The 18485-nt window shown below is 75.6% G+C and carries 13 protein-coding genes; 6 read left to right on the top strand and 7 right to left on the bottom strand.

The features are described from left to right. Positions 1-216: 216 nt before the first annotated feature. Positions 217-702: a hypothetical protein gene (locus LEP48_RS05420; protein ID WP_225564565.1), complete on the top strand. Its 486-nt coding sequence runs from the start codon at positions 217-219 to the stop codon at positions 700-702. A 7-nt stretch (positions 703-709) separates the two neighbouring features. Here the strand turns inward: LEP48_RS05420 and LEP48_RS05415 are convergent, their stop codons facing one another. Genes LEP48_RS05415 through LEP48_RS05405 form a run of 3 tightly spaced genes read right to left on the bottom strand, consistent with a single transcriptional unit; the run spans position 710 to position 8189 of the window. Continuing rightward, positions 710-4720, bottom strand: coding sequence for an FtsK/SpoIIIE domain-containing protein (locus tag LEP48_RS05415; protein ID WP_225564564.1), 4011 nt, complete (start codon positions 4718-4720; stop codon positions 710-712). A 59-nt stretch (positions 4721-4779) separates the two neighbouring features. Next, positions 4780-7392, bottom strand: a complete 2613-nt coding sequence (locus tag LEP48_RS05410; RefSeq protein WP_225564563.1) for an ABC transporter permease — start codon at positions 7390-7392, stop codon at positions 4780-4782. Next, positions 7389-8189 carry an ABC transporter ATP-binding protein gene (locus LEP48_RS05405; RefSeq protein WP_422723799.1) on the bottom strand — a complete coding sequence of 267 codons (801 nt, stop codon included), beginning with the start codon at positions 8187-8189 and terminating at the stop codon, positions 7389-7391. The genes LEP48_RS05410 and LEP48_RS05405 overlap by 4 nt, the downstream gene beginning before the upstream one ends. A 418-nt stretch (positions 8190-8607) precedes the next feature. Between LEP48_RS05405 and LEP48_RS05400 the strand changes: the two genes are divergently transcribed. Then, positions 8608-9540, top strand: coding sequence for an endonuclease domain-containing protein (locus LEP48_RS05400; protein WP_225564562.1), 933 nt, complete (start codon positions 8608-8610; stop codon positions 9538-9540). A gap of 130 nt (positions 9541-9670) precedes the next feature. Here LEP48_RS05400 and LEP48_RS05395 read toward each other — a convergent pair whose 3' ends face one another. Both LEP48_RS05395 and LEP48_RS05390 read right to left on the bottom strand, forming a co-directional pair. Next, complete coding sequence (locus LEP48_RS05395; RefSeq protein ID WP_225564561.1) at positions 9671-10381, bottom strand: response regulator; 711 nt, start codon at positions 10379-10381, stop codon at positions 9671-9673. Then, complete coding sequence (locus LEP48_RS05390) at positions 10378-11751, bottom strand: sensor histidine kinase (RefSeq protein WP_225564560.1); 1374 nt, start codon at positions 11749-11751, stop codon at positions 10378-10380. The genes LEP48_RS05395 and LEP48_RS05390 overlap by 4 nt, the downstream gene beginning before the upstream one ends. 177 nt (positions 11752-11928) lie before the next feature. Between LEP48_RS05390 and LEP48_RS05385 the strand changes: the two genes are divergently transcribed. The 4 genes from LEP48_RS05385 to purE are packed head-to-tail and all read left to right on the top strand — an operon-like array spanning position 11929 to position 15801. Next, positions 11929-12612, top strand: coding sequence for a response regulator transcription factor (locus LEP48_RS05385; protein WP_225564559.1), 684 nt, complete (start codon positions 11929-11931; stop codon positions 12610-12612). A 26-nt stretch (positions 12613-12638) separates the two neighbouring features. Continuing rightward, positions 12639-13985 carry an ATP-binding protein gene (locus LEP48_RS05380; RefSeq protein ID WP_225564558.1) on the top strand — a complete coding sequence of 449 codons (1347 nt, stop codon included), beginning with the start codon at positions 12639-12641 and terminating at the stop codon, positions 13983-13985. A gap of 35 nt (positions 13986-14020) precedes the next feature. Beyond that, a complete protein-coding gene (locus LEP48_RS05375) occupies positions 14021-15274 on the top strand; it encodes a 5-(carboxyamino)imidazole ribonucleotide synthase (RefSeq protein WP_225564557.1) in 1254 nt (417 codons plus the stop codon). Next, entirely contained in the window at positions 15271-15801 is a 531-nt protein-coding gene (gene purE / locus LEP48_RS05370; RefSeq protein WP_225564556.1) for a 5-(carboxyamino)imidazole ribonucleotide mutase, read from the top strand. The genes LEP48_RS05375 and purE overlap by 4 nt, the downstream gene beginning before the upstream one ends. A 25-nt stretch (positions 15802-15826) precedes the next feature. Here the strand turns inward: purE and LEP48_RS05365 are convergent, their stop codons facing one another. Continuing rightward, positions 15827-16885, bottom strand: a complete 1059-nt coding sequence (locus LEP48_RS05365) for a DUF389 domain-containing protein (protein ID WP_225564555.1) — start codon at positions 16883-16885, stop codon at positions 15827-15829. A 203-nt stretch (positions 16886-17088) separates the two neighbouring features. After that, complete coding sequence (locus LEP48_RS05360) at positions 17089-18483, bottom strand: LCP family protein (RefSeq protein ID WP_225564554.1); 1395 nt, start codon at positions 18481-18483, stop codon at positions 17089-17091. Positions 18484-18485 lie beyond the last annotated feature (2 nt).

The following is an 18485-nucleotide window of genomic DNA, read 5'->3' as shown; positions in this document are numbered from 1 at the left end:
GAGGGGACCCCGGGGGCAGTCCTGCGACGCAGTACTGAGGGCGCGACGTAGCGCGCCCTTCCGGGTCCGGTGGTCGGGGAGTTCAGCGAACTGCTATCCAGGGTCACACCTCGTGAACCGCCGCACAAGAGGTTGCGCAAAAGTTTCTGGCGCATGAAGGCTGAGTGCTTGCTCACACTTTGGTGCGACCGCAGGTCGCACGTATTCTGGCGTGCCATGGGCGTCTTTGTCACCCCTTCTTCCGATCCGGATCCCGGTGCCGACCCCGGCAGCGGCGGTGGCGGGGTCGGCACCGGGCCGGGCGACAGCCCTGACGGTGCCGGGCGTCCCCTCGGTCTGCGCCTCGTCGCGGTGGGCGTGGGCATCGAGGCCGTCGTGCTCTGCGCCATCGCGCTCCTGGTGACGATCGAGCTGGTCCGGGGCGGGTCGAACAGCACCGGCGTGAGCATCTTCCTCGTGGCGTTCTTCGTGGGCGTGGCCTGGGTCCTGGTGACCGCCACGCGCTCCCTGTGGTCGGGACGGCGCGGAGGGCGGGCTCCCCTCGTGGTCTGGCAGATCATGCAGGGCCTCGTGAGCGTCAGCCTGCTGACCCAAGGGGCGACTCCGTGGGTGCTCGCCGCAGCGGCGGGCCTCCTGCTCGTGGCGCTGGTCGTGCTGGTGTCGCTCGTGAGCCGTCGCGTCGTCGAGGCCACCTCGAGCTGATCGGCCGTCACGGCACGGCCGCCTGGAGCGGCCACGCCCGCCCGGCGACCACGAGCGCACCGCGTCCCGGCGGCGGCTGCCCGGGATCCGTGACCCCGTCGAGCGGGGTGCCGAACACCTCGTCCGCACCGCGCTCGCCCGGGTGGAGCACCACCCCGGTGCGCCGTGCGCGCAGCTCGGCGAGCGGCCCGCGGTGGGCGAGCAAGGCCCCGGTGACGGTCGCCGACGCGACCAGGCCGACGCCGGTACCTCGGCCGGCGTCGAGCAGGGCCCCGAGCCGCTCCACCTCCAGCGGGGACGCCTGGGCCAGCGCGTCGAGGTCGTCGACCAGGACGACCCCGGTGACGCCGTCTGCGAGGTGGTCGAGCAGCGCGCGCAGGGCGCCGGAGTGCCCGGCACAGCGGACGTCGGGTGCCTCCGCACGGAGTGCGGGGTCGCTGCCGACGACGGCGGCGAGCCGTCCCGTGGCGGCGAGGCGGCGCGCGACCCGGCGCAGGACGCCCGTGCGGCCCGAACCCCGCGGCCCACAGACCAGGGCACCGGCGCCGACGTCCAGCGTGCTCGGTCCGGCCCCGTCACCGCCGACACCGAGCAGGACCTCGTCCGGCAGGGCGGGCTCGGGCAGACCGGCGGCGCTCACGACGCGGGGCAGCGCCCGGATCGTGACGGGCGGTGGACCCGTGCGGTGCGCGGGGGCGCTGCCGTCCGGGCCGCCGCAGCACACCTGACAGGCGAGCGGGTCGGCGCCGAGCCACGCCGCTCGCCCGGGCGTCCGGCCCGTGCCCGCCAGCGGCGACGGCGCACCCAGCACGAGGTCGGCGTGCGCGTCGCTGCTCAGCAGGACCAGCCGCGGACCGACGCGCGGGGCGAGCCCTCCGACGCTCGCCGAGGCGGCCGTCAGGGCGACCGCCACCCCCGGTGTCGTCAGCACGCCCGCCAGCGGGTCCCAGGACGACGGCCCGGTCAACGCCGCCCGCAGCTGCTCCGCCCCGTCGACGACGAGCAGGACCGGTGCGCCGCCGGGCGGGGCCACCGGGTCGGCCAGCACCCGCAGCAGCCGCGCCGCACGCCGCGGGTCGTCCGGACCCGCGCAGGTGCCGAAACCCGGGTGCTCGACGAGCGTCCCGAGCGCCTCGACGAGGGACCGTGGGCCGAGGGCGTGCACGTGCCAGCCGCGGGCGAGCGCCTCGCGGGCGAGGGTGACCAGCGCCGTGGTGCGGCCCGACCGTGCACCGCCGAGCACGGCGAGCGGCCCGTCGTCGGTCGCCCAGGTGACCAGCGTGCGGCGCTGGTGCGCGACGTCGTCCCCGAGCGCGAGCGGGAGCGCGCCGGGCGCCGGGATCGCGCCGCACGCGCGCACGGCCTCGGCGGTCGTCACGCGGTCCGGGAGCGGCGGCTGCCACGGCGGCCGGCCGGCGGTGAGCCCGCGTCGGGCCGCCGCGGTACGGAGGTCCGCGACAAGGAGAGCCGCGGTGTCGACCGGCGGCGCGACGGCTCGGAGCGCCGACCCGCTCCGGGCGAGGTCGGTGAGGCGGTGCGGGGCGGCCCGCCAGGCCGGCGCGCGGCACACCCGTGGTCCGTCGCCGGGCGCCGTGCCGGCGTGTGCGCCCTGGAACGCCATCGGCGGGCCCGACGCCAGCCTCAGCACCGCCCGTCCCGGGACGCCGGCCGGGATGCGGGCCGCGTCCCGTGTCTCGACGACGTCGAGGGAGTCCGCGGCGTCGACCACGCGCAGGGCGATCCGTGCGGACACGTTGGCCCGGACGTCGGCGCTGACGGCGCCCGCCGGCCGCTGCGTCGCGAGCACCAGGTGGACACCGAGCGACCGGCCCTGGGCCGCGACGCGCAACAGGCCGGGGAGGAACTCGGGGAGGTCGTCGGCGAGCGCCCGGAACTCGTCGATCACCACGACGAGCCTGGGCGGAGCGTCCGGGTGCCCGGCCACGGCGGCCACGTCGGGGGCGCCGAGGCGAGCCAGGAGTCGTTCGCGCCGGTGCAGCTCGGCCCGGAGGCCCGCGAGCGCGCGACCCGCCAGGCCCGCATCGAGGTCGGTGACCTGGCCCACCACGTGCGGCAGCCGGCCGCAGGCGCCGAACGACGCCCCGCCCTTGAAGTCGACGAGCACCAGGGCCAGGTCCGCGGGGGAGCGGCGCGCGGCGAGGCCGAGCAGCAGGGACTGCAGCAGCTCGGACTTGCCCGCTCCCGTGGTCCCCGCGACCAGCAGGTGCGGGCCGTCGGTGGTGAGGTCCAGGGTCACGGTCGTGCCGCGCGCGTCCACGCCGAGGGGGACCGACCAGCCGGGCCTGCGCTCGGTGCGGTCCCAGAGCCCGCCGGCGTCCTGGGACGACGGGCCCCCGGCCGATCCGTCGGTCGATCCGCCGAGCAACCCGGCGAGCGACACCTGGCCCGGGAGCCGCGGGTCCGTGGGGTCGCAGACGACGGGTCCGGCCGCCCCAACCACGTCGAGCCCGCTGCCGAGCACGCCGCCGAGCGCATCGAGCCGCTGGTGGGCGGCCGGGTAGAGGCCATCGACGGCGCGTCCCAGACCGGCCGCAGCGGCCAGGAGCCGTGCGACGTGCTCGCACCAGTCGGCAGCGACCCCGACGAGCGGGCCGGTCTCGTCCGTGCCGTCGGGTCCGGCCCGGTGCACGCTGCCGTCGGCGCGGACGCGCCATACGGAGCGGCACCATGCGGGCACCGCCGCGTCGGGGGAGAGGCACAGCAGGACGACGACGGCGCCTGGGGGACGGTCCGCCCGCAACGCGCCGTCGGCCTCGTCGACGACGACGACCCGTGGTCCGCCGCCGGGGAGCCAGCGGCACCACGACCAGACGTCGCGGCCGGCGCCCGTCACGTCCACGGCCGCGCCCCGCGAGGCGAGGTCCGTCACGACGGCACGCGCCACAGCCCGCGCGGGGCCGAGCGGCCCGACGACCGCCAGGGCGCCGTCGGGCACGAGCGAACGCACGGGGTCCTCGGAGGTCGACGCAGCCGCCCGGGCGGCGGACCGGGCCTGGGCCACTGCCCGCCGCCACGTCTCGTCGGAGGCCTCGGACGTCGCGACGACCCGTGCCAGCAGCAGGCCGGGTGCCCCGCCGGGGTGCTCAGCGGGCGGGGCGGGGGCGGGCGCCGCAGGGCCGTGCCCGGCACGGGCGCCACGACGTCGGCGTGCGGCGAGCAGCTGCGGCACCAGGGCCAGCACCCCGACCAGGGCGAACAGCGCGTACACGGGTTGGCGCAGCACCGCGGCGAGGGCGAGCGAACCGACGACCGGGACCACTGCGGTGGCCGCCAGGCCGAGCCCGCCGGAGGCGGGGACATCCGGTGCGGACGACCCGGTGCCGGACGACCCGGTGCGGGACGGATCGGCTGGGGCCAGCCACCGGTCGGCGTCCCCCGAGGGATGCAGCGTGAACCGCTCTCCGCCGGCCTCGAGCACCGCGTCCGGACGCCACCGCCGCGGCACCGGTCCGACCCGCGAACGGCGGGACCTGCGTCGCAGGTAGGCCCGGCCGGGCACCGGGCCGCCGAGCGGACCTCGCACGTGCACGCGGCCCGTGCGCCGCGCCGCGACGTGGACCCGCGCGCTCGCCAGCGTCGTCGTGCCCGGGACGAGGCCGCGGACGGTGCCCGCCCGCGGCCCGTCCGCGCGGGCCACCAGCCACGGATGACGCAGCACGGCGTCTCGCTCGCCGCGGCTGCCCAGGCCATCGGCCTCGGGGGCCACGCTCTCGCCGGCCACCCGGAGCGTGGCCCCGGGCAGGAGCGGGCGTGCGCCGACGAGGTCACCGTCCGCCACCGGGACGCCGTCGGCGGTGAGCGAGGCATGCCGCAGCTCCGGTCGCCGCAGGAGCTCCGCAAGGCCGGACCGCACCCGCCCGAGCGGCGTCCCGGCGGGCAGCAGCACCTCCTCGCCGGGAAGGACCGTCACCCGGACGGTGCCGGTACCGGCGCCGTGGCCTGCGGCAGGGACTGCGGCGGGACGCGCGAGGGCGGGCACCGCGGAGGTCAGGGACATGACCTCCAGGGTGCCCGCCCGGAGCGGCCGTCAGGGACGGCCTGTGGACAACTCGTGCGTCACTCCGTGGCGAGCGCCTCCACCGGCGACGTCTTCACGGCGGAGCGCGCCGGCACGACGGACGCGACGAGCCCGGCCACGAGCGCGACTCCGATCATCAGCGACACGTCGGCCCACGGGACCACGATCGCCGGCTCCCCGGCCCAGCCCAGCGCGGCAGCCGCGCCCGTCCATCCGTACACGAGCCCGAGCAGCACGCCCAGCACTGCGCCGACCAGCGCGATGAGCACGCCCTCGACCGCCAGCATCCCGCGCAGCTGCCCCTTCGACAGCCCGATGGCCCGCAGCGTGGCCGACTCGCGACGCCGCTCGATGACCGACAGCGACAGGGTGTTCGCGACGCCGATCAGGGCGATGACGACGGCCACGCCCAGGAGGCCGACGACGATCGCGAGCGCCGTGTCGATGACCTGCTCGAAGCCTGCCCGCTCGACGGCCGCGCCCATGACGTTGACCGGGGCCTCCGTGTCGGCGACGACGTCCTGGATGTCCGGCACCACGGATGCGGCGTCGCCGGGGTGCTCCAGGCCCACGTACAGGGCCGTCGTCGGTGCGGCGGCGTCGAGCGTCGCGAGGTCGGCGGGGACGACGACGACGGCGTCGTCCTGCAGCTCTGTGACCGCGGCGGTGACCTCGAGCTCACCGTCGGGCCGGTCGAAGGTCAGGGTCTGACCGTCGGTGATGCTCCAGACCTCGGCGATCCCTTCGGGCACCACGACGGTCCCGGCGGCGAGCGGAGCGACCATCTCGGGGCTGCGCAGCACGGACGTGGCGTCGTCGGGGGTCACACCGCGCACCATGACCTCGGCCCCGGGGTCGACCCCCGGGCCGGTGAGCCCGGACAGCGTCGCGGGCACCTCGACGACCGTGGCGACGCCGTCGACGTCCCCGATGGCACCTGCGAGCCCGACGGGCATCGCCGCGGCGTCCGACCCGTCGCCGGACAGGTCCGACGAGACCGTGACGTCCACGGGGTAGCGGGCGTCGAGCTCCGAGTCCATGGTGAGCCGGGCGCTGGCCGCGGCGGTCGACATCATGCCCACGAGCGTCACGCCGATGAGCAGGGCCGTCGACGTCGCCGCGGTGCGACGCGGGTTGCGCAGCGTGTTCGCCGCGGCGAGCCGCGCCGTCGGGCCGGACGCGCCCACGAGGCGGCCCGCGAGCGCCACCACGCGCGGCAGCCAGAAGACGGACCCGACCAGCACGCCGACGAACGACATCGAGCCGCCGAGCAGGGCGACCAGGATGCCGTCGCTGGGGGCGTCGCCCACGGTGCTGATCGCGACCCCACCGCCCAGGACGACGAAGCCGATCACGGTCGCGACGAGCGACGCGATCAGGCGGAAACGTCCGGCGCCGCGTGCCGACGAGGGCGCGTCGGCGGGCCGCAGCGCCGCCAGGGGTGCCACCCGGGTGGCGGCGCGGGCCGGGGCGAGCGCGGCCACGAGGGTCACGAGCGTGCCCACGACCAGCGGTGCGATCACCACGGCGGGAGTGATGTCGATGCTCGTGGGCAGGGGGATGCCGAGGTCCATGCCGCTGCCGATCGTGAGCGCCGCCTGGGCGATGCCCGTGCCTAGCAGGATCCCGAGCGCGGAGGACGCGAGCCCCAGGACCGAGGCCTCGAAGAGCACCGACCGACGCAGCTGGCCCTTGTCCGCACCGACGCAGCGCAGGAGTGCCAGAGTGCGGGTCCGCTGCGCCACCAGCACCTGGAACGTGTTCGCGATGACCAGCGCGGCGACGAGCAGCGCCACGGCCGCGAAGACGAGCACGAACGTGGTGAAGATGATGTTGTCGCCACCGGTCATCTGGGCAGCGACGGACTCGGCGTGCTCGGTGGGCGTCACGACCTCCAGGTCGGACGCGTCCCCGCCGGCCGCAGTCACGGCGCTGCTCAGCGCGGTGTCGATCGCGGCGCGGGTCTGCTCCACGTCCGCGCCGTCGTCCAGGCCGACGAGCACCGTCGACGGCTCGGTCGACACCTCGCCGGGCGCGAGGAGGTCCGCCTCCCAGGCCTGGACCTCGGTCGCAGGTGCGACGGCGGCGCCGCCGAACATCGAGTACGCGCCGTAGGGGTCGTCCACGATGCCGGTCACGGTGAGCTGCTCGCGGGCCTCCTCCCACTCCCACACGTCGGCGTCGGCGTCGACGAGAGTGTTGCGGACCAACGTGATGTCCTCGCCGACCTCGACGCCGAACCGCTCGGCGACGTCGGGCGGCAGCGCGATCTGCCCGGCGCCGGCCGGCAGCGCGCCGTCGGCGAGGTCGAGCGGCAGCATCGCGGGGTCCGACGGCGTGGCGAGCACGCCCTGGAAGATGGTGCGGTTGCCGTGCTCGAGCTGCTGGAAGGACAGGAGCTGCTCGTCCGCGCTGGACACGCCCGCCACCTGCCGGACCGCGTCGAGCCCGGCGTCGTCCACGGGCACGCCACCGGCGACCAGGTCGGAGCCCCGGTACTGCGCGGCGATCGAGTCGTAGGTGGTGCTGGTGATGACGTTGCCCGCCAGCAGGGTGACGGCCACGAACGCCGTCCCGATGACGATGGCGATGCCGGCGGCGGCGAGCCGACCCACGCTGCGCCGCATCTGGGCGAGGGTGATCCGGATCATCGCGCGCCCACCGTCCGCAGCGCGTCGAGGCCCGCGAGCGCCGACTCCGGGGTGGGGTCGGTGATGTCGCCGGCGATCCTGCCGTCGGCGATGAGGACGACGCGGTCGGCGTACGCGGCCGCCGCGGGGTCGTGGGTCACCATGATGATGGTGCGGCCCAGCTCGCGGACCGAGCGGCGCAGGAAGCTCAGCACCTCCGCGCCGGAGCGGGAGTCGAGGTTGCCGGTGGGCTCGTCGGCGAAGACGACGTCGGGCTGGGCGACCAGGGCGCGCGCGATGGCGACGCGCTGCTGCTGCCCGCCGGACAGCTCGCTCGGGCGGTGGGTGAGGCGCTTGCCGAGGCTGAGCGTGTCCACCAGGGTGCCGAGCCACTCGCGGTCGACCGTGCCGCCGGCGAGCTCCACGGGCAGGGTGATGTTCTGCTCCGCCGTGAACATGGGCAGCAGGTTGAACTGCTGGAACACGAAGCCGACGCGGCTGCGGCGCAGAGCCGTCAGGGCCTTGTCGTTCATGCCCGTGACCTCGGTGGAGCCCACGAACGCCTGCCCGCTCGTCGCCGAGTCGAGGCCGGCCAGCAGGTGCATGAGCGTGGACTTGCCGGAGCCCGACGGCCCCATGATCGCGGTGAACCGGCCCGCGGCGAAGTCGACGTCGACGCCGTCGAGGGCTCGCACCTCGGCCTCGCCGTGACCGTAGGTCTTGGTCAGGGCGCGGGCGCGCACGGCGGGCGTGACGGCGGCACCTGCGCCGGGCGCGGGGGCGTCGTCGGGGATCGGGACGAACACGGTCGTGTCCACGGGAGCTCTCCGGTGTGGTCGAGGGGTGGCACCGCGCTCGGCGGGGAGCAGGCGGGCCAGGACATCCCTGACGCTACGGAGCGCCGGAGGCGCCGACATCGGTCTTCGGGCGGGTCCTGACGGGCTCCCAGGTCATCCCCAGGTATGACGCGCCCCTGACCGGACCCCGACGCCGCCCCTGATCGCTCCCTGACCAGCGCCCATACCGAGTTGTCAGGATGACGTGCACGTTCCGGTGATCGTGGTCCTGACAGCTCGACGGGGGTGTGAGTTGTCAGGATCACGTGCATGTCCTGGTGGTCGTGGTCCTGACAGCTCACGGGGCGGAGCCCGTCCCCAGGGGACGGTGCGGGGGCGTCGTCCACACGTGCACCACCCGACGGCGTCTACGCCGCCGGAGGGAGCACGCTCGGTCGTCATGACGGGGTCACGGAGCGTCTACTCGACGGTCGGCGGGCTGCGCGCGCTGCTGCGCCGGCAGCACGGCGTCGTGACGCGGGCACAGCTGTCCGTGCTGGGGATCGGGCCGGCGCAGGTGGCGAACCACCAGGCTGCGCTGCGGTGGCGGGTGCTGGGTGGGCCGGTCGTCGTCGCGCACCGGGGGCCGCTCACCCGCGCCGGGCAACGATGGGTCGCGCTGCTCGGCGCTCCCGCCGGGAGCGTGATCGGGGCCTGGAGCGCGCTCGAGCTGCACGGGCTCCGGGGCTGGGACCGCGCGCCGATCCATCTCGTGGTCGCCCGCGGGTCCACCCCCGTCCGGCACCCCTGGCTCGTCGTGCACGAGTCGCGCCGGCTGTGCGACGAGGACGTCGCCTCCGTCGACGGCCTGGCGGTGCACCGGGCCGCACGGGCCGCCGTCGACGCCGCGGCGTGGCAGCGCTCGTGGCGCACCGCGGCGGGGCTGATGGCCGCCGTCGTGCAGCAGCGCCTCGCGACCACCGACGAGCTCTTCGCCGTGCTCGACTCGGTGGGCCGCGTACGCCACCGCAAGGTCATGCGGCTGGCGCTCGCGGACGTCGTGGGCGGCGCCGACTCGCTCGCGGAGATCGACTTCGCCCGCCTCTGCCGTGATGCCGGCCTGCCGGAGCCGTCACGGCAGGCCGTGCGCACCGACGCTGCGGGCCGCCGCCGGTTCCTCGACGTCGAGTGGCGGCTCCCGGGCGGCCGGAAGTTCGTCGTCGAGATCGACGGCGTCGGGCACATGGAGCGCGAGCGCTGGTACGACGACCTGCTCCGGGACGCCGAGATCGGCGCCGACGCCGCGACGGTGAGGGTGCGGCTGCCCGCCATGGCAGCGCGCTACGAGCCCGAGCGCGTGCTCGCCGTCGTGCGTCGTCACCTCCGCCACTGAGTTGTCAGGACGAGGTGCACAGGAACGTGCACGAGCGCCTGACAACTCAGTGGCACTGCGAGTTGTCAGGGCCAGGTGCACCGGAACGTGCACGTCGACCTGACAATTCGCCGGGCCGGGCCGGCCGAGATCAGGCGCCCGGCCGGACGAGCCCGGTCTCGTAGGCCGTCACCACGGCCTGGACGCGATCGCGGGCGCCGAGCTTGGCGAGGATGCGGCCGACGTGGGTCTTGACCGTCGCCTCGGCGACGAACAGGTCGCCGGCGATCTCGGTGTTGGACCGCCCGCGCGCCATGAGCACGAGCACCTCGCGCTCGCGGTCCGTGAGGCCGCCCAGGGCGTCGACCTGGGGCGCGGACTCCTCGGCGGGCAGCGCCACCACCAGGTGCTCCAGCAGCCGGCGGGTCGACGACGGCGCGATGACGGCGTCGCCGCGGTGCACCGTGCGGATGGCCGCGAGCATCTCCTCGGGCGGGGCGTCCTTGAGCAGAAACCCCGACGCGCCGCTGCGGATCGCCTCCAGCACGTACTCGTCCAGGTCGAAGGTGGTGAGCACGATGACGCGCGGGGCGTCGGCCCTCGCGGTGAGCCGCGCGGTGGCGGTGAGCCCGTCGAGGTTCGGCATCCGCACGTCCATGAGGACGACGTCGACACGGTGGTCGCCGAGGAGCCGCAGGGCCTGGGCGCCGTCGCCCGCCTCGACCGCCACCTCCAGGTCCGGCTGAGAGTCGATCACCATGCGGAACCCGGCCCGCACCAGCTGCTGGTCGTCCACCAGGGCGACGCGCACGGGAGCGCCGGGCCCGGGCCCGCCCGTCGCGGCGCCGTCGGGCAGGGTCATGCGGGGGCCTCCGTGGTGGGGTCGGGCGTGGTGCCGAGGGTGTGGTCGGCATTCTCGCGGGAAGTCAGCTCGGGCGCCTGCTCGGACGCCTGCTCCGCCGTGTGACCGGCGGGCGCGCCCAGCGGTGCACCGGGCAGCGGCAGCTCCAGGCACACGCGGAACCCGCCGCCGCGGCGCGGCCCGGTCTCGAGGGTGCCGCCGTACAGGTTGGCGCGCTCGCGCATGCCGCGCAGCCCGAAGCCGGGGTCGGTCCGGGCGGACGCCGCCGCGCCGCGCCCGTCGTCGAGCACCTCCAGCCGCACGATCTCGTCGCTCCAGCGCAGGGTGACCGTGACGGCCGGGTCGGGCCCAGCGTGCTTGCGCACGTTCGTGAGGGACTCCTGGCACACGCGGAACACGGTGAGGCCCATCCCGGCGGGCAGCGGGCGCGGGTCGCCCACGCGGACCAGCGCCACCCGCAGGCCGCCGGCGCGGGCCTGGGCGACGAGGTCCTCGATCTGGTCGGCGTCGGGCTGGGGCGCGGGCCGCAGGGTCGCGAGATCGCGCGCGCCGCCTGGCGGCGTGCTGCCGGCCTCGTCGCCGTCGGGCTGTTCGCGCAGCACGCCGAGCAGCCGGCGCATGTCGGTCAGGGCGGTGCGTCCCGTCTCGCTGATGGTCGCGAGGGCGTGCACCGCGGCCGCGGGGTCCGACGCGGCGGCGTACCGACCGCCGTCGGCCTGGGCGACGACGATGGACAGCGAGTGCGCGACGATGTCGTGCATCTCGCGGGCGATCCGGGCGCGCTCGGCCGCGGCGCCGATCTGGATCTGCTGGTCACGCTCGACCTCGAGCCGGTGCGCGCGGTCACGCAGGGCTTCCAGGGTGACGCGCCGTGAGCGGCGTGCGAGCGCGATCGCCCAGACCGCGAGGCCCGTGACGAGGCAGAAGACCCCGATGGGGATCGTCCTGACGACGACGTCGAGGCCGCCGTCCCGTCCGCCGACCGCCAGCGGCAGCGCGACCAGGGTCCCCACCGCCGTGAGAGACATCGCCCCGACGTGCGCCCAGGACGGCCCGTACACGGTGACGGAGTACAGCGCGACGAGCACGACGAGGTCGCCCGGCAGCACCACGGGAAGGCCGGCGAACATGTGGGCGAGCGTGACGAGGAAGACGACGGCGGCCGACGCGACCGGGCGGGTGCGGCGCCAGGGGAGCGGCGCGAGCACGGCGACGGTCCACCAGTACACGTCCTCGTTGCTGTACGGGGCCGTCGCGTAGGGGTCGCCGGCCGGGGCGATCAAGGGCAGCGCGACGAGCAGCGTCACGGTCAGGTCGACACCGAACCGGTGCGCCTCGAACCAGCGTCCCGTCCGCTCGTACCAGCCCATGGGCGAAAGCGTAGGCGGCACCCGGGCTTGCTGCGTCCGCCCGGGGGCGGACGCCGCCCGCGGCGGCGTCATCCCGTGGCGGGAGGACGAGCGCGGTCGCGCCCCTGCCGCCCATGTCACACGGCGTCGGCGTGGGCGGGCACCCAGGACCAGGGGGGATGCCGCTAGCATGAGGGAATGACCCACGTACTGCTGGCCGAAGACGACCCGGCTATTGCGGAGCCTTTGGCGAGGGCTCTTGCGCGTGAGGGTTACGACGTCATCGTGCAAGGAACTGGTCAAGGAGCCGTGGACCACGCCGGGGGTGCGGACATCGTCGTCCTCGACCTCGGCCTGCCGGACATGGACGGGCTCGACGTCGCGCGCGAGATCCGCGGCGCCGGCCTGACCGTCCCCGTCCTGGTGCTCACGGCGCGGGCCGACGAGGTCGACCTCGTGGTGGGTCTCGACGCCGGTGCCGACGACTACGTCACGAAGCCCTTCCGGCTCGCCGAGCTCCTGGCCCGGGTGCGGGCGCTGCTGCGCCGCACCCACGGGGAGACGGGCGACGACGAGGAGCTGCGCGCCCAGGACGTGCGGGTCGACGTCTCCGCGCACCGTGCGTTCCAGGGCGACCGCGAGCTGCACCTGACCACCAAGGAGTTCGACCTCCTCAAGGTGCTGGTGGCCAACGCCGGCTCCGTGGTGGTGCGCGACACCCTCATGCGCGACGTGTGGGGCACCGACCCGGTCGGGTCGACCAAGACGCTCGACATGCACGTGTCGTGGCTGCGCCGCAAGCTCGGCGACGACGCCAACGCACCGCGCTACGTCTCGACCGTGCGCGGGCTGGGCTTCCGGTTCGAGCTCGGCGCGAGCTGACGCGCGGGTAGACAGGAGCAACGGCCGTGCGTCGCCGCGTCCTGCTGGCGACCATCTCCGCGGTCGCCGTCGCCGTCATCCTGCTCGGCGTGCCGCTCGGCATCTTCGGGGCGCGCTACGTGCTGGCCATCGAGGAGCAGCGCGTCACCGACCGGGTGGACACGCTCGCGCGCTCCGTCGACGGCGCGATCGAGCGCGGGGACCCGGTCAGCGAGGCGACGGTGGAGCGCGCCAGCACGGGCACGCGCGAGAACGACCTGCTCGCCCACGTCGAGGTGACCCTCCCGGACGGCACCAGCCTGGTCGCGGGCGCGATGCCCAGCGGGCCCGTCATCCAGAAGGCCGCCTTCACCGACGGCCGCGCCACGGTCACGATGACGGTGTCCGCCGTGGGCGCGTACGTGAAGTCGGCGCAGACGGTGGTGCTGGTGGTGATCGCCGGCATCGTGGCGATCGGCGCGGGCATCGCGATGGCGGTGTGGCAGGCGAACCGGCTGTCCGCGCCGCTGGTCTACCTCGCGGCGTCGGCGGAGCAGCTCGGCTCGGGGCAGGTGCGCCCGCGGCTGGAACCCTCGGGGGTCGAGGAGATCGACCTCGTCGCCGCCGAGCTGGTGCGCAGCGCCGACAGGCTCGCCGGGCGGCTCGCGGCCGAGCGCCAGTTCACGCAGGACGCCTCGCACCAGCTCCGCACGCCGCTCACGGCGCTGACCATGCGGCTCGAGGAGATCACGCTCGCCTCGGACGACCCCGAGGTCGTCGAGGAGGCACGGATCTCGCTCGAGCAGGTGGAGCGGCTCGTCTCCGTGGTCGACGACCTGCTGGCCGCGTCCCGCCGCTCGTCGGGCGGCACCACGGAGGCGGTGAACCTCGCGGAGGTCATGCACCAGCAGGAGGAGGAGTGGGGGCCGACGTTCGAGCGGGCCGGCCGCCCCCTCGTGGTCGACGTCCCCGCCGAGCACCGGGTGCTCGCGACGCCGGGGGCGCTCGCCCAGATCATCGCGACGCTGCTGGAGAACTCGCTCAAGTACGGCGACGGCACCACGACGGTGCGTTCGCGCCCCTCGGGTCCGAAGGGTGCGCTCGCGATCGAGGTCGCGGACGAGGGCCCGGGCGTCGCGGACGACATCGCCGCCAAGATCTTCGAACGGGGCACGACGACGGGCGGCAGCACCGGGCTCGGCCTCGCGCTCGCGCGGGACCTGGCGGCGGCGGACGGCGGCCGGCTGGAGCTCGCGCAGCGGCGTCCGCCGGTGTTCGCGCTCTTCCTCGCGGGCGTGCCGCGCACGCTGGACCCACGGCTGGTGCTCCCGCCGGGCACGACGATCTCCTCGCGCGGGCGCCGTCGCGGCTGGTTGCACCACCACGGGGAGTGAACCGGGCGGACGGGGGCCGGGTATCCTCGTGCCCCGTGACCGGACCCACCGCTGACCACCCTGTCGTCGCCGTCGTCGGTGGCGGGCAGCTCGCCCGGATGATGGCCCCCGCGGCCGCGGAGCTCGGAGTCGGGCTGCGGGTGCTCGTCGAGGACGCCGCCTCGTCGGCCGCGCAGGTCGTCACGGACGCCCCCGTGGGCGTGGCCTCGGACGAGGCGGCGATCCGCGCCCTCATCGCCCCGGACGACGGCCGCCCGGCGGCGAGGGTGCTCACCTTCGAGCACGAGCACGTGCCCAACGCGCTGCTGGCCGACCTCATCGACCACGGCACGCCGGTGCGCCCCGGCCCGCACGCGCTCGTGCAGGCGCAGGACAAGATCGTCATGCGCCGTCGGCTGACCGAGCTCGGGGTCCCGTGCCCCCGTTGGTCCGCGCTGCCGACCGACCCGGCCGAGGGGCGCGCCGCACTGGCCGAGTTCCTCGCCGGGGCGCCGTCGGGCGAGGCCGTGGTCAAGACGTCGCGCGGCGGCTACGACGGCAAGGGCGTGCGCGTGGTCTCGGCCGCCGACGACGTCGCGGACTGGTTCGAGGCGGTTGCCGCCGGCGGGCCCGCGCTGCTGGTCGAGGAGAAGGTGCCGTTCGCCCGGGAGCTCGCCGCGCTCGTCGCGCGCCGGCCGTCGGGCGAGGTCCGCACCTGGCCGGTCGTCGAGTCCGTGCAGCGCGACGGCGTGTGCGCCGAGGTGGTCGCCCCCGCGCCGGACCTTGCGCCCGAGGTGGCGGCGCGGGCCCGCGAGATCGCCGAGACGGTGGCGACGGGGCTCGACGTCACGGGCGTCCTCGCCGTCGAGCTGTTCGAGGTGGTGGACGGCGACGGCACGTCGCAGGTGCTGGTCAACGAGCTCGCGATGCGCCCGCACAACTCCGGGCACTGGACCATCGACGGCGCGGTGACGAGCCAGTTCTCCCAGCACCTGCGCGCCGTGCTCGACCTCCCGCTGGGCGACACCGCTCCGGTGGCGCGGTGGACGGTGATGGCGAACGTGCTGGGCTCGCGTCTGGACGCGCTCACCGACGCGCTGCCCGAGCTGCTCGCGCGGTTCCCGGAGGCACGCGTCAACCTGTACGGCAAGGGCATCCGCCCGGGCCGCAAGCTGGGTCACGTGAACGTCAGCGGCACCGATCTCGCCGAGGTCCGCCGACGCGCCGCCGCCGCCGCCGCGCTGCTGCGGGGCGAGGCGCCCGAGTCCGCCGCACCCGCCGGGACCACCGTCATCAAGGAGCAGGCATGAGCGAGCAGTCGCCCGTCGTCGGGATCGTCATGGGGTCGGACTCCGACTGGCCCGTCATGGAGGCCGCGGCCGACGCCCTCGGGGAGCTCGGCGTGGGCGTCGAGGTGGACGTCGTCTCGGCGCACCGCATGCCTACCGAGATGATCGAGTACGGCGCCAGCGCTTCGGGGCGCGGCCTGCGGGTGATCATCGCCGGCGCGGGCGGCGCGGCACACCTGCCCGGGATGCTGGCCGCCGTGACGCCGCTCCCGGTGATCGGCGTGCCCGTGCCGCTGCGCTACCTGGACGGTATGGACTCGCTGCTCTCGATCGTCCAGATGCCCGCCGGCGTGCCGGTGGCGACCGTGTCGGTCGGCGGGGCGCGCAACGCCGGGCTACTTGCCGCGCGCATCCTCGGTGCGGGCACCGACGCCGGGTCGCTCGCCCTGCGCGAGCGGATGGTCGCGTTCCAGGTCGAGCTGGGCGACGTCGCCCGCGCCAAGGGCGAGAAGCTGCGGGCGAGCCGCGCGCAGCGCACCGGCTTCTGAGGTCTCTGGGTCGCCGGGGCCCGTCTCAGCCCTCGTAGCGCTCACCGACGGTGTGCACGACGACGACCTCCGGGTTCCACGGGACCAGCCGGTCGACGGCGGCCCGCAGGTCTGCGACGTCCGGCACGGAGCCCGGGCCGCGGACCTCGACGACGAGGTCGGAGCCCTGCCAGGCGACGCCCTCGACGTCGGCTCCCGGAGTGCCCGCGAGCCACTGCTCGGCCGCGGCGCGGGTCTGACCGGCCCACAGGTCGGCGAGCGCGGCCTGGACCGTGTTGGCGATCATGGGCAGCGCCACCACCAGGACGGCGATCGCGCCGAGGACGACCGCACGGCGTGGCCGTCCTCGCCCGCCCGCGGCGCGGCGCGCGTCGGCGGCGTCGCCCGCGTACCCCGTGCCCGTGAAGACGACGGTGGCCGCGATGACCAGGGCGACGACGTTGGAGCAGAACAGCAGGAGCGCGCCGGCTGCGAGCGCCGGCTGGCCCGCCCCGAGGCACACGCCGACCACGCCGAGTGGCGGGACCAGGGAGATCGCGATCGCGATGCCCGGCAGGACGTCGCCCAGGTCTCGCCGGGCGAGCGCGATGGCGCCCGCGAAGCCGGTCGCGAACGCGGCGACGAGGTCGCCCACGCCGGGTGACGTGCGCCCGGTCACCTGGGAGTTCGTGACGACGCCCGACGTCTCGGGCAGGACGAGCGCGACGAGCGCCCCCAGCGCGACGACGATCGCCGTCCCGCCGGCGACGAACAGCGCGGAGCGAGCGACCAGGCGGCCCTGACCGGTGACGATCCCCAGGCCCACGCCGAGGATCGGCGTGGACAGGGGCGCGATGATCATGGCGCCGATGACGGTGGCGGTGGAGTCCGTGACGACGCCGGCCACCGCGATCACGCCCGACAGGACGAGCATCGCCCAGAACGCCGACCGCTTGGCCGGCACGTCGCCGGAGCCGAGGTCGAGACGGTCCGACAGCTCGTCGAGCGGGCGGCGCTGCGCGGACGGCACGAGACGGCCGAGGAAGCGGGCGGGCGGCTGCGACGTGGTGCCGCCCGTGGGGGCGTCCGCCGGGGTCGAGGACATGGTGCCTCCGGGCCGGTCCGTGCCCGGGCGGCCGGGCAGCCCGGGCACGGTGCCACGCGGCGAGGTGATTCTCCCGCGCAGGCGGCGATGGTGCGCGGTGGGGGGCGGACGGACGAGAGGAGAGGTCCCTTCGGCGAGGGACCTCTCTATCTCGGCGGGTAGTGCTCTCTATCTCGCGAGGTGGTGCTCTCTATCTCGCGGGGTCAGCCGGGCATGCCGCCGACGGTGGAGCCCGGCTCGAGGTTCCCGTCGCGGACGTCGGCCCAGAACTGGCCGACCGTCTCCTCGTCGAGCAGCACGGAGGAGCCCACACCGTTGCCGGGGTTGTACCCGGGGTCGGCGATGGGCGGCGTGCCGGTGACGCCCTCGGGCCCCGTGGCGCCCTTGAACGCGAGCGCGAGCTGGCCCAGGTTCACGATGCCGGTGTTCTCGTCCACGGCCATCGCGCCGGTGCCCGCGTCGATGAGCCGCACCTGGTTCGCGGGGTTGAGCAGCACCCCGGGCTTGACCACCTTGGCGGCGACGGCGGCGACGACCTGCTGCTGCCGCTCGGCCCGGCCGATGTCGCCCTTGGGGTCGGAGTAGCGCATGCGGGAGAACGCGAGCGCCGTCTCGCCGTCGGCCGGGTGGCAGCCGGCCTCCCAGACGAGCTCGCTCTTCGGGTCGTCCACGTCGTCGTCGTAGCAGAGCTCGACGCCTCCCACGGCGTCGACGAGCTCCTCGACGCTGCCGAAGCCGACCTCGGCGTAGTGGTCGACCGTCAGCCCGGTCAGGCCCTCCACGGTCTGCACGAGCAGCGGGGGCCCGCCCCACGCGAAGGCGGCGTTGATCTTGTTCGGGTCGTGCTCCGGGATCGGCGTGTACGTGTCACGGGGGATCGAGATGAGCGCGGTCGGCCCGCTGGTGGGCTTGTGCAGCACCATGATCGTGTCGGTGCGGGCGCCCGAGGTGCCGTCGTCGGACACCGAGCCGGTGCCGCGCTCGTCCGACCCGGCGATCAGGTACGTCGTGCCGGGGGTGTTCGAGGCACCGGAGAGGGCCTCGACGTGCTGGATCTTGCCGTTGGCCCACAGGACCAGCCCGACGGGCCATGCGAGGAGGAGCACCAGCACCAGGACCAGCACCAGGCCGGCGACCCGGCCCTTGCGGACCCGGAAGCCGCCGTGGCCGTCCTTGCCGCCCGCGGCGCGGCCCGGGGCGGCGGGCGGGGGCATGCGCCCCGCGGACTGCGCGGAGCGCCCCTGCGCGGGGCGCGCCTGCGTGGGCCGCCCCTGGGCGGGCATCACGCGGGTGCCGGAGCCGTTCGCGGCCGCACGGGGCGGGGTGGACGGCGCGGAGCGGGGAGAGTAGGAACGCGGACGCTGCTGCGCCGACCCGCGCCGCTCGGGCGGGGTCGTGGGGATCTCGCGCGACGACTGCCGCCGGACGCGGGGTTCGAGGGGAGCGGCGTCGTCACGGCGTCCTACGCGGCCGCCCGTGGGCGGAGCGGCGCGGCGGGCGGTACCGCCCACCGGGATGGCGTCGCCGGGCGCTGCAGGCCGGTCGGACCGGCCGCCCGAGGGTGTGAAGCTCGGCGGGATGTGCTGGTCGTCACTCATGG

It is taken from the genome of Isoptericola luteus, assembly GCF_020297055.1.
GTDB lineage: Bacteria > Actinomycetota > Actinomycetes > Actinomycetales > Cellulomonadaceae > Isoptericola > Isoptericola luteus.
Note: the sequence above shows the minus strand (reverse complement) of the source record. Positions and strands in the feature narration are given on the sequence as shown.

Bases quoted from the DNA above. Each gene is read 5' to 3' on its own strand.
- LEP48_RS05420 (WP_225564565.1), top strand. From the start codon at position 217: ATGGGCGTCTTTGTCACCCCTTCTTCCGATCCGGATCCCGGTGCCGAC.
- LEP48_RS05415 (WP_225564564.1), bottom strand. From the start codon at position 4,720: ATGTCCCTGACCTCCGCGGTGCCCGCCCTCGCGCGTCCCGCCGCAGTC.
- LEP48_RS05410 (WP_225564563.1), bottom strand. From the start codon at position 7,392: ATGATCCGGATCACCCTCGCCCAGATGCGGCGCAGCGTGGGTCGGCTC.
- LEP48_RS05400 (WP_225564562.1), top strand. From the start codon at position 8,608: ATGACGGGGTCACGGAGCGTCTACTCGACGGTCGGCGGGCTGCGCGCG.
- LEP48_RS05395 (WP_225564561.1), bottom strand. From the start codon at position 10,381: ATGACCCTGCCCGACGGCGCCGCGACGGGCGGGCCCGGGCCCGGCGCT.
- LEP48_RS05390 (WP_225564560.1), bottom strand. From the start codon at position 11,751: ATGGGCTGGTACGAGCGGACGGGACGCTGGTTCGAGGCGCACCGGTTC.
- LEP48_RS05385 (WP_225564559.1), top strand. From the start codon at position 11,929: ATGACCCACGTACTGCTGGCCGAAGACGACCCGGCTATTGCGGAGCCT.
- purE (WP_225564556.1), top strand. From the start codon at position 15,271: ATGAGCGAGCAGTCGCCCGTCGTCGGGATCGTCATGGGGTCGGACTCC.
- LEP48_RS05365 (WP_225564555.1), bottom strand. From the start codon at position 16,885: ATGTCCTCGACCCCGGCGGACGCCCCCACGGGCGGCACCACGTCGCAG.
- LEP48_RS05360 (WP_225564554.1), bottom strand. From the start codon at position 18,483: ATGAGTGACGACCAGCACATCCCGCCGAGCTTCACACCCTCGGGCGGC.